The following is a 15,379-nucleotide window of genomic DNA, read 5'->3' as shown; positions in this document are numbered from 1 at the left end:
TCTAAAGAATGAAGCGATAAGGCTTCTAACCGCAAGGACTGCGGAGATAGCCTAATAAATTAGAGTTCGATAGAACTTTTTACTTAGGAATCCCCCTCTTCTAAACGAAGTGAAAGAGGGGGTAGTTCAATACTCTGTTTTATCAAGATCATCCGATAATTTCTTTAAAATATACGTGCTTCCATCCTCTCTTCATCTGTTAACTTTGCAGTCTTACTCTTTGCTTCAAGTGATTTAAGGATATTACGTAAGGAAATCAAACAAAATAGTTATAAAAAAAGACCCCTTACGGAAAGATAAGAGGCCATCAAAAAATGTTGTATTTGAAACACGTGATGTTTCATAAAGACATTATAAAAATAATTTATATATTAAGTTTGATAAATATGAAAGTTTGTGAAAATAATAAAAGTGTATAAAATCCGTATTTAAATGAAGAAGCCCTAGAGTTAGGGCTCTAGGGCTTCTTGTTTTGGTATATCTCACACGGTTTTATAAAAAGTATAGAACGTACTGAAGATAACATATGAATGTTTCATAAATGTATCGAAAAAGTGAACAAAATTACTATTGCAGAAGAAGCAAAAATGAAGTTTCTAATAATTAAGTACATAAAAGGTGTTATTTCCAGTGGATAAAATGCGCGTGAGGCACCTAAACATTATTTTAACAGAGGAAAAGAATATGTTATGAACTTGGTTGAATGAAAAAATGAAAATTTTACTTTAAGCGAAGTTAATGAAATATATTTTTGGGGTTATATCAATGATTGTTATGTAGATGGACACTTAACTTTATAAAAGTCCTAGAAGAAAAACACAACTATGAGGAATAGTAAGCTATAAAAGTGAACAAAATCGTTTTTTAAATAAAAGAAACCCCGATTGTCTGCGGGGCTTCTAAGGGTAATTGTCAAGTAATGACGTACTCGACTAAATAACCATATCATGAATTTTTTGGTAAAAATACTGGTAAATGTGTCCAAATGGGTAAGGTCATCATTTTGAACAAAAACGCTATTTTAATAAAAAAAGAGCTTGCAAGGAAACAAGCTCTAACGTAATTGAGATGTCTATATATTACCATTCATTTTATTATAATTCCATCCGTTGTGGTTGAGAAATAAAGTATAAACAATTTAATAAAAACCCTAGTTTCCTAGGGTAATGGTATAACAGCCAAATATATTTTATTCTTTTATATCGTAACTTAATATTACGTTAAAAACATCAGGGAAATGTAGCCAATTGCAGAAAATAAAAGGGCAGCCAGCAAAAGCTAACTGCTCAGTCTTGAAGGAAGTTTCAATCAGTATGGTTACACATAAGAGATTTCCGGCTGTTAAACAGCCTATCTATATTATTGACGGAATATTGAGTCTTATTAAGTGGGTAGAGAGAAATGGAGGGAAAAAGAGAGCCTAAAATGGTATCTATGGCATCTTACGGGTGGAATACAGAGAAACAATGTGTAGAGTTGCAGCTGTTAATCAATGAAGAGATATATGTAATGCCAGTGCATGAGAAAGATGTAAAAGGCATGGGACAATTTTCCTGGTTAATGAAAAATAACTTAATAAAATAATCCTTTTAATAGAAAGTGAGGAATAACAATGGGGCAAGGGAACAGGGGAATGGCTTTTGAGAAGCTTATCAATCAAAAATTTTAAAGGAATACCGCGCTTTAAAAGCACGATTTGAGAATGAAGTGGAGCTACAGCAAGAGGGAATTAGTCGGTTTTCTGAGATAAGGAATACAAGGCATGTTAGCAATATCAAATTCAAACAAATTAATAAGGCCTTACAATACGTTTTAGATTATGATGAGGCGGAGATTATCAAGATCAAGTATTTGAATCGAGAGAAATTAAAGGGTAGTTTTATCTATACAGAACTCTCAATGAAGAAAGATCATTTCTACTATAAGAAGAAAAATGCAATTCGAATGATTGCTACTTCATTGGGGATGATTTTAATATAAGGGGGTATGTTGGAATGCTTTCGCTTTAGCGCTAAAATTTAATATATAATAAAATATATGTACATTGTTGATAATTTAATACTAAAAATATGGAGGATTACTAGTGAAGGCGAACTTGGAAACAGTAAAAGAATATTTACAGAGCAATGAAGAAGTAATTTCTACACTTTATTGTGCGATAAACCTTGGTTATATTAGTAGATCTGGAATTTTAGCTGCTACAAATAAAAAGTTATTATTTTGTGCTGACTATATGTTTGGAAAAGGCCTTAAATGGGAATATGCATACACTGAGGTGAATAACTTCAGTCATACAAATGATGTATTTTTAGAGATGTCTAGTATCCCTTTTATCAAAAAAATAACAATGGATTCCGGTGATGCTTTTATTGTATTTGATAATTTTTCTACCCCATCAAAAGTGAATTCATTTTATGAGCTAGTTCAATCAAAGATATAATCGTTAAGGAAATTTTATCTTTTTGTTTTACTTAATAGCAAGATTCTTTATAAGAAAGATGCATCTCATGAAAATTGGGGTGCTTTTTTTATGGAATAAAAAACATCAACAAAAAACCGATAAAATAAGGGGGATTATGCAAATGAAATCGGCAGTAAAGTATAGGTACAAGCCCTTTGACAACAACATATCGAAGAGGATTAGTACACCTATTAGTGAAACGTTCTGATGCGAGAATGTCACGGTAACGTATACCGCATAGTAGGGCGGGGAAGGCGATAAGAATCCGCATTAAGACGAAGAGACCAATGAATGTATAACAATGACATATTCCAGTGTGGTGGATGTGAGATGACTCGCATTCGTCATGCTGTTTCTATTGTATTTAGTGTTCAGCCCAGAATGCGTCCTCTGGGTTGATAATAAATATAAGTCTATTTCTTTCTAGTATGTCGGTTCTTGAAGATGGAATGGGGGTGGTTGCTCATGATTGGGTGACGCTTGCATTCTAAAAATCTAAAACAGTATACGTGATCTCGTACATTAGTAATTACTCACGATTCTTATTAATGACCAAAACGAGGGCAAAGAGTTCCACTCTTTGTTTGAGCCAATACAGTGGAAACATTCCCCTTCCGTCCTTCTAGTGTATTGGTTTAAACAAGGCGTCGGAAGAAAGATATACGTCTTGGATATAATCACGTTGTGTAAACACAATTGGTCAGTGAAGGCTATGCGACAGCCGAAGTATTGTCCGACTCTATGGAGTATAAACGAGAAGATTCTTAGTATTCTCCTAGTCACCGAACGTAAAGCGCGTAGCTAATATGAGCTAGAAAATTATATGATGCGGTGGGTTGGAGAAGGTTGAGAGTACTCAGCCTTGAACTAATAGTGAATTTTTCATTTATTTTTCCATATCCTATTTAGGCTTTTTATTTCAAATGTATAATTAATTTATTCTAATAAAAGTATATTTATGATTCTTATCGAATAAATTAATTTGGAGGGGATTAGGAGATGGATAAATATATTTTTGATGAATTATTAAAGTGGGAAAAAAATTTAATAGAAAAGTATAAAGCGATTGTAAAAGTGGAAAAAGAAAGAGAACTTCAATCCTTTACTCTGATGAAAAAAATTGAAATTCTAAAAAAAGTGAGTGAAAAGTTTGAAGGGGAAAGGAAAAAACTTTTCGTAAGAGCAGAAATCAATCCGCTTCAAGACAGAGAGAAACAATTAGACCAAGAAATTAAAAGTACAAAAGGTATTTATTATGAGAATAAGGAAGAAATCGAAATTACCCTTGAATACTTAAGAAAAGAAATTGATAATGATGATGAGAGTCAGCAAATTATTACGGATGATAAAGAGGTATTTTTAAAATGAAACTAGAAAAGCATCCACAACGGGTGCTTTTTTCTTTGTTATATAGAAATTACATATTAAACATAGATGTATATGCGTTGTTACTACACGCTAAGGAAGTAATGTAATAAAAAGATGAGACCGATGAAACTGTATAAAAACCAAAAGAATCCTAAGATGGGGAATGTTTTATGAAAATTAAGCATGGTGAACCTCCTTGGGTATATAAAGGATTATAATACATCGTTGGTCTATTTAGAATACTAACCATGAATTGGATAGTATTAGGCAGGGTTAGATCAATCGAAATTATACATTAAACGTATTTAATGAGTCTATTAGGTATAAAGATAAGCGATAATCATACAATGATATGGAAGGGTCTTTTCTAACGTATTAGTTACCTCAACGTATATGTATCTTTTGGCGCCTGGGCGAGGGTGCTTTTTTTATTGCACATTATGATAAGGACAAGCATATTATGTAATAGGACGAGTTTTTCGTGTCCTATTCAATGCTCAGGATAAACCCCAATTTATATTGAGAGCACCCTCGATACTGGTGCTCTCTTTTTATTGAAAATTATATATAAATATATATAATATGATTGATGGATTAACATTTCAATCTGAGGGGTACAAATTCGATGCGACGTAAAAAGGATTTGTTGAAACAATGGAAGGTGGATTTGCAAGCTGTTCAAGAAGAAAAAAGGATGAAGAGGAAGGCTAAGAATAAGAAATATAGCATTCCTGGTAATGCAGCGGGATTCATGAATGGAAAGAATACTTATCGTAAAGAGAATGGGGTATGGAAGCAAAGAAATAAATGACGTGAAGGTAAATAAGTTTTGTTAAATTTATAGCAAGTATTGTAGGCGCTTCCGTAATCTGGGTGGCGTCTTGTTTGTTTTTAAGGAAAGATAAGGACAAGCCCCATAAGAATGAAGCTTGATTATTATTAACAAACAATCTCCACAGAATGTAGTTCAGAAAAATTTCGTACGATATTACCATCTGTTTGTTCAAGAGTAATAGGGCTATCTTCCTTTTGATAATTTTTGAGAAGGTCAATGAAGTTTTCGCCACCATTTATTTTATCGAAATCAGGGACTTCGACTTTTAAACCGTCTTTAAAGTTCAAAATAAATTTCATAGTCAACACTTCCTTTTAATACTTTTGTAAAGTAGAAGGAAGTTTTTACTAACTAACAAAACAAACGAACAAAAATAAATGTCACGATTAGGTCTACCCTACACGGATATAAAAGAGAAAACGAATTTATCGTATTTCTTAATGTCCTGTTTACGTGTACGGAAAATAAATGATATTAAGTACTAAGGTGGCTTCCTGCCATCTCTTGTCCGAAGCCAATTCATCTCCCACCTACTCACTTCGCGTTCCTTGAGGAAGGGGCTTCTTGGTTAAAATGATAAATTTATTCAAAGAACATCGAAAGAGTTTTCATATACCATGTGATCATAAGAGGTTGATTAAATACCAAGATATTATGTATTCATTATCTGGTAAAAAGTATACAGGAAATTCAAGATTAAATCATTTACTTTAAAGTAGCGAATCTGCTGCTTTTTTATTTTGTCACCAGTTAAGAAGGACATGAATATATTAGGAGTAAATAAAAAGCATAGGAGTGATAAATATGTTCTTCGCAAAGTTACGTGGCAGAAATGAAGTTCCACCAGTAGAAACAGATGCTCGAGGACAAGCTTTCTTTAAATTGAGCCGGGACGAGCTTGGTTTAAAATTTAAGTTGGAGTTATTTGATATAGAGAATGTAGTAGTTGCCCATCTGCATCTAGGAGCAAAAGGAACAAACGGTCCTGTTGTAGCTTTTTTATTTGGACCTATAACAAATCCAGTTTCAATAGAGTGTGCAACTTTTACAGGAATAATCACTCAAGAGGATTTGGTTGGGCCGTTAACTGGTCAAACATTAGATGCTCTTGTAAATGAAATCATTTATATTAATGTTCATACAGTACAACATCCTAATGGCGAAATTCGTGGTCAACTGTATCATTGTTAATTAAAAGTAGCGAATCCGCTACTTTTTTATTTTATAAAGAAGTAATGATAATGACTGTTTATTTATGGTAATATGAATGAAAAAAGATGATGGATGAATGACACTAGGATTAATTTTAATTGTATTAGGAATTTTAATTATCGGTATAACTACGTCCTATATAGCAAGGAAAAATGAAGGGATAAGTCGGATAGAAGTCATGGTATTTCCTATAGGTTTAATTCTAGCTATGATATTCGGACACTTTGAGTTACCAGAGTTTTTAATATTAGTAGGGTTAGTATGTATTGTATTAGGTAGCCTTATGACAATGGGAATCAGTATTTTATAGAAAAATTATGCGCAGAGAGCATCTAAAAAGGATGCTTTTTTATTTTGCATAGAAAAAAGGAATCCCGATAGATCCCTTTTTAAGCTGTCTTATAAATTTTATTTTGAAACCTATTTTTAGTATCCATAAATGCGGCGAATGTAGCTATAGCACCACCTAAATCATAGACTTGGAATTTATGGTCAAAAGCTAATCCTGTAATGAAATTGTAGCCGTATACAAAACATGTAATACCGAATAACCATAACAGGAACTTTAAATCTTTTAAGCTTAATCTATAATTCTTAATTTTTTTCCACACATGTATCAACTCCTATTGTCCTGATGTTCTGTAATTTTTCTTGATGATATCTCGCATATCTAAGACAAAGAATAGAAGGAAAACCAAGGCTATGATACTGTTAACCCAGTAGTATGTATGTCCTGTTGTGAATTCAGTATAGAAAGAAAGGGAACTCCAAACTAAAAGGATGATTGAACAGATAGTAGAGATCAATAATGAACTAAAACTTCTCATGATTTTCACCTCAATTCAAATATTTAGAACTTTTTATATAATTATACATTTAAATAAAAAGATTTACAATGAGAATTACCATATGGAGGAGTTAGACAAACTACTTCCTATTTATGTAGAAGGTGGTGGGTATGGATAGTCAACGAAGCCCAGATCGTGATTAAGCGTTTTAAATATACAAAGTAAGTAAAGGTGAGAAGGTATTAATTGATATTGTCGCAAAAACAATGGAGTCACTTTTACTCACATCTCCTATTACAGCTAATTTAGTATGTAGAGATCTAAGCACATCTTGATGCAGGACACGTTGCATCAAGGCTAAGAAGGTCTAAACATAATACAATTCGACTTGGAAAATTGACTAATCATACACCCGTATACCTCCTAAAAAAAGACGTGTATTCTCGGCGTATGCGAACGTGCGTTCTGCCGCAAGGCTTTTACATATCCCAAAAGTCGGTGGATTTAACATTGGGTTTTATTTGTCTGATAACTTTTAAAATCTTTTTCATTACAGTTGGACTAGGTATGTATTCTTTATCATTGCAAGCTTTTGAAACTGTAGGACGGCTTAATTTTGCTGTCTTTTCTAAATCAGTTTGGGTGAAGCCGTTCCGATCTAAAAAATTACCTAATTTCGTTCGGTTTTTACCTCCGAATTTCCAAAACACTTAAATCCCTCCTGAACCTATTTTCCACATTGTGGACATAAATGTAAAAAACTATTCGCATAGACGAAAAAAGTTTTTTACATAATGTACAAGCTGTCTACAATATGATGTATCAAAGTAGCTAACACGGTATTTATAAATGTAGAAGAATACGAGGTTACCAAAGTAAGTTGTGAATGATTTCCAAAGTATTTATCAAGATTTCTACCAAAGTAAAACTACCATAGTATTAAGTAGATGAGGCTATGTAAAATCTATCTTCTAAATTCTGTTTATAAAGGGGGAATATAAATGCGTGGTAGGAAGAAAACAATTTCTTTTCGTGAGTTTATGGATCGGTCGTATGAAGATAAAGAAAAGAAAATACGTAAATACAATTCTTTAAGTCCTTTCGCATTCCTTCATATGTCCGATCAGGTACTCCATACTTACATTGCATTAGGAGTAATGGGAACGGTTTTAATTGGGGCGGTCATGTTAGAAAAATATTTGGTACGACATGACTATATATCCGCAGCCAAATTTGTAAGCGAAGGAATTTATTACGGCATGCGAATTGGTGGAGTTTGTTTGGTTGGATATGTATTTATTCGCATCGTAATCATGTTTTAGGGGGGAGTATATGAAACTGATTAAGAAGTGGCTTCTTACACAAAGGTTAAGGAATCAACTTATAGAGGTATTTGGAAAAGCAGGTCTATATACGGAACATCAAACACGCGGGGGGAAAGTACCTATTTATCCAAAGGTACATACTGTTTCTTCTTCAGCAGAAAGTGTGAGATATGTGTTTACCATACCAAACGGATTAGATCCACAAAAGATTGAAAAGAAGTGGTTTTGTTTCCAGCAAATATTAGGACGAAATATTACGATTGAAGGTGATGTGAAAAAATTTGTCCTACATGTATTCCGTTCGAACGCTGGGCTAAAATCGTACAATTATTGTTATAAAGAATGGAAACCACTATTAAAAGATTACCGTTTACCTGTTGTTGTCGGTAGGGACCAATTTGGAAAGATGATTGCGTACGATATGATTGACTCCAATTCACCACACTTATTAATTGCAGGGGAAACGGGAAGTGGGAAAAGTAGTATGGTACGTGTTATATTATCCACACTTATTCAATATATGTTTCCTGAAAAGTTGCATTTATATCTTGGTGACTTAAAAAACTCTGAATTTCATTTTTTGCGTAGAGTGAAGCATGTAAAAGAAGTTTGTATGGAAGAAATCGAAATGAAAATAATGCTTCAAAAGTTATGGAAGGAAATCAGAGAACGAAGAACACTTATGGAAGACTATGAAGTTGATCATATTGATGCGTATAACAAAATAAATCCTAATTATCAAAAACCATATATTCTACTTGCTATCGATGAGGTAGCTATGCTTAAAGATGAAAAAGAGTGTATGGCTACAATAGAAAAGATTTCAGCAGTTGGGCGATCACTTGGAGTCTTTCTTATGCTTAGTATGCAGCGACCAGATGCCAAGGTGTTAGATGGTAAGTTAAAACTTAATATGACTGTAAGAATTGGCTTTAAATGTGATAGTGTGATTAATAGTAATATCATGGGTACTCCTGGTTCAGAGCATTTAGAGCAATCTGGCCAAATGATTTTAAAAAGAAATGGATTAAAGAAAGTGCAAGCACCTTACTTGTCACTATGTAAAGCGAAACAAATTATTGAGCCATATCGTATGGCTAAAGAGGAGAAAAAATCTAAAAACCCTCTGCAAAAAGAAATGCCTTTATTTGGAGTGTTAGATGATGAAGAGTAGAGATATAGGGATTTTGAATGACTTGAAACGATTTAGGTGTATGTCTCGTGACGATATTATTTATTTACATTTTCAAGGATTAAAGAATGCAATAACTTGTTGTAATACAGTTATGAAACGATTAAGAAGAGATGGGCATGTTGATGCTAACGTATTACAGCACCCATACATTTATTTTCCACAACCCAGTTCTATCAAAAAAACGAGTCAAAAAATTCCTCATTTCCTTGGTATTGTGGACGTATACAAACAACTCGTTCATTATGAAAATCCTAAGCTATTCGAAGTTGAACCAAAGTATGGGAAAGAATATATGGAACCGGATGCTTTTACAATATGGCGTAGATCGCCATTCTTTATTGAAGTTCAAAAGTCAGTGTACAGTAAAAAGATAATGCAAGATAAGATAAATAGATATGAGTTATACTTCCATAGCCAAGAATGGCATAATGAATCTTGGCAACCGAAAACTTCTAAATTCTTTCCTTCAATCCTTATCATTACTGACAAACATTATGACGTTCAATCTTCTTATTTTCGTGTATTCCAGGCGAATTCTATAGAGAGTTTTATGAATAATTTAACGGTAAAATCATAAAGAAAGCCTGCATAGTGTAGAACTGTTTCTTTTCAATAATGTATTAAGTCATGTGTGATGATGATTGTTAGACGGCAATAAATGCGGAAGAGTAAATTTGAAGCAAGTTATGAAATAGTAAAAAAATGAAAAAAGTAAACCTTTAAATAATTTTCAATGGTTAAGCCAATATCTCATTGTATAGCGCTAAGGGTGATAATATCTCAAGTATGAAATAATTAGTAATTTGTGACGGCCGAGTCTCTTACGTGGAGGGTTAGCCGTTTTTATTATATTTTATCTCTTAGTTTTCTCTATAAAGTATATTAAAAAGATAAGGTAAATCTTCTTCTAAAATGATATCTCCAAAATTAATAACTTGTACGATAATCTCTCAATTATCACTAAACCCATTCATATCAACAAGTTCTCCCACATATCCGTTTGTACCAATACTTTACTAATGTACGCATAAAAAATGCCCTTTATCTTATCTTTATCTTATCTTTACCTTATCTTTAAATTTTTATATTAAACTATAAATCTTAAAGTATTGATGTTTAAGTCTGAAAAGGAGCGGGAGATAGATGTTTATTACATATTTTATAAATAACTAATTACCTTTGAAAAATAGAATTTCTTATACGAGGAGGAATATATGAAGAATACGAGTAAAATACGAATTATTATATTATTGTTTATTAGTATTTTGGGTTTAGGAACAATGCTTGGAATACTATATCTTAATCATAAAACCAATATTCAACAAAATAAAGCGCTCGCAACCGAAAAACGTGTTTTGCAATATGAGCACACCTTGAAAAAAGAATTAGAAAAATATAATTTAGGAGAGAAAACAGCAGTTTTATTAGGAATTATGTACCAAGAGAGTAGAGGTGAGGGAAACGACCCTATGCAGTCTTCTGAATCACTGGGATTAAAGCCAAATGAAATTCAAGAGACAAGCTTGAGCATTAAACAAGGGGTAAAACACTTTGCAAAAATGTACAAATATGGAACGGAAAAAGATGTTAGCATGGAGACAATTATTCAAAGCTATAATATGGGACCAGGGTATATTGATTTTATTGCCAGTCAAGAAGTTAAACAACACTCGGAAGATTTGGCTAAAAAGTTTTCTAAGATGAAAGTTGATCAAAATCCAGCGTTGTACACTTGTGGTGGAAATAAAAATAATTTTAGGTATCCATATTGTTATGGCGATTTCGTGCGCCCATAAGGGGGCAAGGAAAAACGGTGATTGCAAGCCGTTAGGTCAACCCTAAATGACCTAGTATCACTTGGTTTACTTCGGAGGGAAACTGAAGGGGGACAACAGCATGCCAAGAAAGCCGTAAGTTGACTAAGCATCAAGTCACGACTGAACGGCAAGATATAAAGTACGAATAAGGATAAAAGCTAGACTGCTTGAACGATAGCACAAGGGAGGCTACCGTAACTAATCTCGGAAGATGCTTACAAACGAGATTCAACAGATGTCATGAGGATAGTGTAAGTCATCCTACATGAATAGGGTCATCTGTTGCCCGCTTCTATATAGAAGAAACGTGTGAAAATCGTATCCGACATCGTACGCGCAAGTTCCTTGTCTACTAAATGGGGATTGCCTAAGTCAGAATGCCGAAATGGCTATTAAGGATAACTTCAAGACCTAACAAGTCAAGAAGTATGGCTTATGAATATCTGATATGGCAACGGAGCCTTCGTAGTAGTCAGAGCTAGGGAAAGCCTAGTACAAGGCGAAGGAAGGCAGTCTGTTAGCTTACTACCAAATTGGGGAGGTGCGAAAGGCACTATGCAATGTCCAAAAGTAGTGTTAAGCAATCTGCGAAAGAAGAGTTTAGATGAAAAGTATCAATATACAAGACTCTATCGAAACCTTTACAATCCAGATTTCTTTTTACTGGCATACGATAATCTAAGTCAAAACGATGGCGCATTAACTATGGGAGTAGACAAACGGTCTATTGATGGATTTTCTATGGAAGAAATAAGTCGGCTCATCGAAGTGTTAAAAAATAAGAGTTATCAACCTTATCCATCCAAAAGGGTTTATATCCCAAAGAAAAATGGGAAGAAAAGACCTTTAGGAATACCTAGCTTCTGTGACAAATTGGTGCAAGAAGTAATTCGGATGATTTTAGAAGAAATTTATGAACCCAACTTTTCGATTTCCTCACACGCTTATCGTAAAAAGAAAAGTTGTCATAGCGCTTTGTTGGAGATAAAGCGCACTTTTACAGGAAGTAAGTGGTTCATAGAAGGGGATATCCGGGGTTTCTTTGATAACATTGAACATCACACTTTGGTGAAAATTTTGCGAAAAAGAATTGCTGATGAAACTTTTATAGAACTTATTTGGAAATTCTTACGGGCTGGATACTTAGACGAGTGGAAGTTTCATAACACATATAGTGGCGCACCACAAGGCGGTATTATTAGTCCGATACTCTCAAATATTTACCTAAATGAATTGGATAATTACATGAAATCTTTCAAAACCAGCTTTGATATAGGCATAAAACGTAAACAAAATGCTGAATACGAAAGATTACGTAGTAAAGTGCGTGGGCTACAGAAGAAAATTGACCGTGCTTATGAGCAGGACGATTTTGAGAATATGGCAGACTTGAAGGAAAAGATAAAGGCATTGAAACAAACACTAACACAAATGCCGTACAGTGATCCAATGGACAATGAATATAAACGACTTACCTATGTAAGATATGCAGATGACTTCCTTATAGGAGTTATCGGTTCTAAAGATGATGCACGCTTTGTCAAAAATGAAATAGCTAACTTTCTCAAAAAGGAATTAAATTTAGAACTGTCCATGGAAAAAACACTGATAACAAATGCTTCAAGTACATGTGCTCAATTTCTTGGGTACGAAGTAAAAATATTCAAAAGTGAAGCGATACGCACCGATAGTCTAGGAAGAAAGAAAAGACTACTAAATGGTAAAGTCCAATTAAAAATGCCACATGAAGCATGGGTAAATAAGTTACAGAAATATCAAGCCATTGAATTGAGTGCCAACGGCACTTGGAAGCCTAAACCAAGAAACTACTTCCAACGAAATGAGGATTTAGAGATTGTTGCCCAGTATAACAGTGAAATACGTGGATTGTATAACTATTATCGACTAGCCGAAAACGTGAGTAATCATATGCATCGATTCGCCTATTTTATGTTTTATTCGATGATAAAAACATTCGCTACGAAATATAAAAAGCGTACCAAACATATCCGGAAAAAGTATATGAAAAATGGACGTTTTACAGTGGAATACGGAACAAAAAGAGGAATAAAACAAATCCACTTTATTGAGCGAAGTTTTCCGAGAGTAAATGGAATTTCTAAAGAACAAACAGATGTTGTACCAAACACTAGATACACACTGAGTACAACAAAGCTCTCAGACCGAATTAAAGCAGAAACATGCGAATTATGTGGACGAAACAATACGCTCATACACATGCACCATGTTAAAAGGTTGAAAAATCTTCGAGAAAAGTCGAATAAATCATATCTCGAACAACAAATGATAGCGAGAAATCGTAAAACAATCGCTCTTTGTAAAGAGTGTCATATCAAGAGGCACAAAGGCGAGATATAAAACGCAGATGACAGATGGAGAGCCGGATACATGGAGACGTGTAAGTCCGGTTCGGAGAGGAGCATTTGGAAACCTATCACAGAGATGTGAAAAGGCGCTGGGTGCTTACTCTACACATATGCTACAAAGGTGAATGAAAAAACAATACTTATTGAAAAACTTCTTCAAAATGTACATGCCCCTTCTAAATAAGCTGTAAAATGATACTATCAGTCATCAACAATAAAATATTAGAATGTAACTTATATTTTAAATAATTCTTTTTTGTTTATATTTTTGTTATGCTCTGATGCAGGATTCTTATAATAGGGGTCACGCAATATAGCTATCAGGCTAACAATAAAAAATATCCCCTAAAATAAAAAAAGACGTTATTCTTTCTGAGAAATTATTGGAAAAAATAACGTCTTTTTATCGATGTGACGGTATCCTATATAAAAAATTTCAATCTTATTTCAATAAGGTGAAATAAGATTAAGACTCTTTTGTTATTTACTTTATGGATAATGGAATGGTAATCAAAAATTGTACGCCTTGTTTTGTATTACTCATAGAATACGTGATAAAAAGGGATTCTAAAATTTGTTTTACAATATATAACCCTAAGCCACTCCCTCCCGTATTTCGATTTCTTGACTTTTCGATTCGATAAAATGGTTTGAAAATATGTTGTATTTCTTCTTCTTGTATTTTGACACCTGTATTGATAACTCGTATTTGGATGTTGTTTTGTTTAGAATCCTTTGTTAACTTTATATAGACTTTTTCGTTATACGGTGAATACATAATCGCATTATGAATGATGTTTTTACAAGCTTTTTCTAAAAGAACATAATCCGTATAAACAAAAATGTCAGAATCGACTTCTTTTATTATTTGAATGCCTTTTTGAGAAGCAAAAAATTCGAGTTTTTTTGTGATTGTATCTATTGATTTCGAAAGATTTACTTCTTCCACTTGAAGTTTAAAGGTATGTTGTTCTAATCTTGACATGCTTAAAATTTCGCGAACCAGTTGTTCTAGACTTTCAATTATTTGGAAATTTTTCTTTAAATATTGGTCACGATTTTGATAGGGGCCGATATTATATATCATCCCTTCTAAGTATCCTTTCATAACAGTAAGAGGGGTTTTTAATTCATGTGCTACAATAGCAAAGAATTCCCTTCGCTTTGTTTCTATTTCTCTTTCTTTTTCAATATCACTTTTTAATTGCTGATTCGCTTTTTGTAAATCAAAAATTGCCTGTTGTAAATTGATGGACATATCATTCAAGCTATTGGACAATTCCCCTAATTCATCCATAGAACGAACCTCAATTTTTTCAGAGAAATCCAAGTTTGCCATCTTTTGTGCACCTTTATTAATATAAATAAGTGGTTTAGTAATAAACCTTGAATAGAGATAAGCACTTCCTAAACCAATAACCAGTACAATGATACTAATATAGGGTAGAAAACGTACCAAGACCTGTGAAGCTTCATCGATTGGTTGAAATGTTGCGAACACCACAAGCGTTAAGTTAACATCTTGGAATTGTACTGGCTTGGTAGCCTCATATGAATTACGAGATTCAGCCAAACCCTTTATTGGTACTGTTGTAACAAAACCTTTTGCTGGAGTACCCCCCTGAACAGTACCCCCCTGAACAGTACCCCCCTGAACGGTACTCCCCTGAATAGTACTCCCCTGAATAGTACTTTTAAGAAAAGGATAATAAATAAGCCTTCCCTCATTATCTTGAAGATATATCATTGCATTATTTTTTTGTGCGTATTCATCAACAAGTGGTGTTGCATTTTGAAGCGTAAGATCTTTAGATTTATCAATTATTTCTTCGATTCCCGTTTGAAGCTGATCTGTTTTGTATTTCTCATAAAATTTAGGGAGAAAGAAGTATAAAGTTACATAAATTAAGGCTGCAAAGGCTAACAAAATGAGAGATGTAGTCATAAAGAGTTTATAGGTAATTCTCTTCATCTTCATGATTTTTACAATC

General features: G+C 33.4%; 16 protein-coding genes and 4 pseudogenes. 14 read left to right on the top strand and 6 right to left on the bottom strand.

Translation table 11 applies throughout. From position 1 onward, the window contains the following. Window positions 1–1,401 precede the first annotated feature (1,401 nt). The 5 genes and pseudogenes from JDS95_RS28595 to JDS95_RS28580 all read left to right on the top strand — a co-directional run bounded on the left by JDS95_RS28595 (window position 1,402) and on the right by JDS95_RS28580 (window position 4,640). On the top strand, window positions 1,402–1,584 hold the full coding sequence (locus JDS95_RS28595) for a hypothetical protein (RefSeq protein WP_002046497.1): 183 nt from the start codon (window positions 1,402–1,404) through the stop codon (window positions 1,582–1,584). Window positions 1,585–1,659: 75 nt separating this feature from the next. Beyond that, window positions 1,660–1,980 (top strand): annotated as a pseudogene (locus JDS95_RS31955) (ArpU family transcriptional regulator); the annotation flags it as partial. Between the two features lie 103 nt (window positions 1,981–2,083). After that, a complete protein-coding gene (locus tag JDS95_RS28590; protein ID WP_098016297.1) occupies window positions 2,084–2,440 on the top strand; it encodes a PH domain-containing protein in 357 nt (118 codons plus the stop codon). A gap of 1,020 nt (window positions 2,441–3,460) precedes the next feature. Next, window positions 3,461–3,829, top strand: coding sequence for a hypothetical protein (locus tag JDS95_RS28585; RefSeq protein WP_199690930.1), 369 nt, complete (start codon window positions 3,461–3,463; stop codon window positions 3,827–3,829). Between the two features lie 625 nt (window positions 3,830–4,454). Next, entirely contained in the window at window positions 4,455–4,640 is a 186-nt protein-coding gene (locus JDS95_RS28580; protein WP_098016299.1) for a hypothetical protein, read from the top strand. 128 nt (window positions 4,641–4,768) lie between these two features. Here the strand turns inward: JDS95_RS28580 and JDS95_RS28575 are convergent, their stop codons facing one another. Beyond that, window positions 4,769–4,963, bottom strand: a complete 195-nt coding sequence (locus JDS95_RS28575; protein WP_098016300.1) for a hypothetical protein — start codon at window positions 4,961–4,963, stop codon at window positions 4,769–4,771. A 283-nt stretch (window positions 4,964–5,246) separates the two neighbouring features. Between JDS95_RS28575 and JDS95_RS32275 the strand changes: the two are divergent. From JDS95_RS32275 to JDS95_RS28565, 3 genes and pseudogenes are all read left to right on the top strand, one after another. Continuing rightward, window positions 5,247–5,378: pseudogene (locus JDS95_RS32275) on the top strand (nucleotide excision repair endonuclease); the annotation flags it as partial. A 90-nt stretch (window positions 5,379–5,468) separates the two neighbouring features. Continuing rightward, the gene (locus JDS95_RS28570; protein WP_098016301.1) at window positions 5,469–5,855 is read left to right on the top strand and encodes a CHRD domain-containing protein; all 387 of its coding nucleotides are present in this window, start codon (window positions 5,469–5,471) and stop codon (window positions 5,853–5,855) included. 97 nt (window positions 5,856–5,952) lie between these two features. Next, on the top strand, window positions 5,953–6,186 hold the full coding sequence (locus tag JDS95_RS28565) for a hypothetical protein (RefSeq protein WP_098016302.1): 234 nt from the start codon (window positions 5,953–5,955) through the stop codon (window positions 6,184–6,186). Between the two features lie 79 nt (window positions 6,187–6,265). Here JDS95_RS28565 and JDS95_RS28560 read toward each other — a convergent pair whose 3' ends face one another. The 3 genes from JDS95_RS28560 to JDS95_RS28555 form a co-directional block, all read right to left on the bottom strand. Beyond that, window positions 6,266–6,487, bottom strand: coding sequence for a hypothetical protein (locus JDS95_RS28560; RefSeq protein ID WP_098016303.1), 222 nt, complete (start codon window positions 6,485–6,487; stop codon window positions 6,266–6,268). A gap of 12 nt (window positions 6,488–6,499) precedes the next feature. After that, a complete protein-coding gene (locus JDS95_RS31395) occupies window positions 6,500–6,703 on the bottom strand; it encodes a hypothetical protein (protein ID WP_098016304.1) in 204 nt (67 codons plus the stop codon). 440 nt (window positions 6,704–7,143) lie between these two features. Further along, window positions 7,144–7,374, bottom strand: coding sequence for a helix-turn-helix domain-containing protein (locus JDS95_RS28555; protein WP_098016305.1), 231 nt, complete (start codon window positions 7,372–7,374; stop codon window positions 7,144–7,146). Window positions 7,375–7,665: 291 nt separating this feature from the next. Between JDS95_RS28555 and JDS95_RS28550 the strand changes: the two genes are divergently transcribed. Genes JDS95_RS28550 through JDS95_RS28540 form a run of 3 tightly spaced genes read left to right on the top strand, consistent with a single transcriptional unit; the run spans window position 7,666 to window position 9,761 of the window. Further along, entirely contained in the window at window positions 7,666–7,986 is a 321-nt protein-coding gene (locus tag JDS95_RS28550; protein ID WP_098016306.1) for a hypothetical protein, read from the top strand. A gap of 10 nt (window positions 7,987–7,996) precedes the next feature. Continuing rightward, window positions 7,997–9,163, top strand: a complete 1,167-nt coding sequence (locus JDS95_RS28545) for an FtsK/SpoIIIE domain-containing protein (RefSeq protein WP_098016307.1) — start codon at window positions 7,997–7,999, stop codon at window positions 9,161–9,163. Between the two features lie 40 nt (window positions 9,164–9,203). After that, window positions 9,204–9,761: a replication-relaxation family protein gene (locus JDS95_RS28540; protein WP_033658465.1), complete on the top strand. Its 558-nt coding sequence runs from the start codon at window positions 9,204–9,206 to the stop codon at window positions 9,759–9,761. Between the two features lie 295 nt (window positions 9,762–10,056). Here JDS95_RS28540 and JDS95_RS31390 read toward each other — a convergent pair. Beyond that, a pseudogene (locus JDS95_RS31390) lies at window positions 10,057–10,182 on the bottom strand (vancomycin resistance histidine kinase VanS); the annotation flags it as partial. A 216-nt stretch (window positions 10,183–10,398) separates the two neighbouring features. Between JDS95_RS31390 and JDS95_RS28535 the strand changes: the two are divergent. From JDS95_RS28535 to JDS95_RS32270, 3 genes and pseudogenes are all read left to right on the top strand, one after another. Next, complete coding sequence (locus tag JDS95_RS28535) at window positions 10,399–10,980, top strand: lysozyme family protein (protein WP_098016308.1); 582 nt, start codon at window positions 10,399–10,401, stop codon at window positions 10,978–10,980. A 576-nt stretch (window positions 10,981–11,556) separates the two neighbouring features. Then, a complete protein-coding gene (locus JDS95_RS28530; RefSeq protein ID WP_002203245.1) occupies window positions 11,557–13,380 on the top strand; it encodes a reverse transcriptase/maturase family protein in 1,824 nt (607 codons plus the stop codon). A gap of 111 nt (window positions 13,381–13,491) precedes the next feature. After that, window positions 13,492–13,572: pseudogene (locus tag JDS95_RS32270) on the top strand (lysozyme family protein); the annotation flags it as partial. Between the two features lie 300 nt (window positions 13,573–13,872). On the opposite strand, the gene JDS95_RS28525 reads toward JDS95_RS32270, so the two are convergent. After that, window positions 13,873–15,366 carry a sensor histidine kinase gene (locus tag JDS95_RS28525; protein ID WP_199690929.1) on the bottom strand — a complete coding sequence of 498 codons (1,494 nt, stop codon included), beginning with the start codon at window positions 15,364–15,366 and terminating at the stop codon, window positions 13,873–13,875. Window positions 15,367–15,379: the final 13 nt, after the last annotated feature.

The organism is Bacillus cereus group sp. N24 (assembly GCF_016483345.1).
Lineage (GTDB): Bacteria > Bacillota > Bacilli > Bacillales > Bacillaceae_G > Bacillus_A > Bacillus_A toyonensis.
This window is presented reverse-complemented; position numbering and strand designations above follow the sequence as displayed.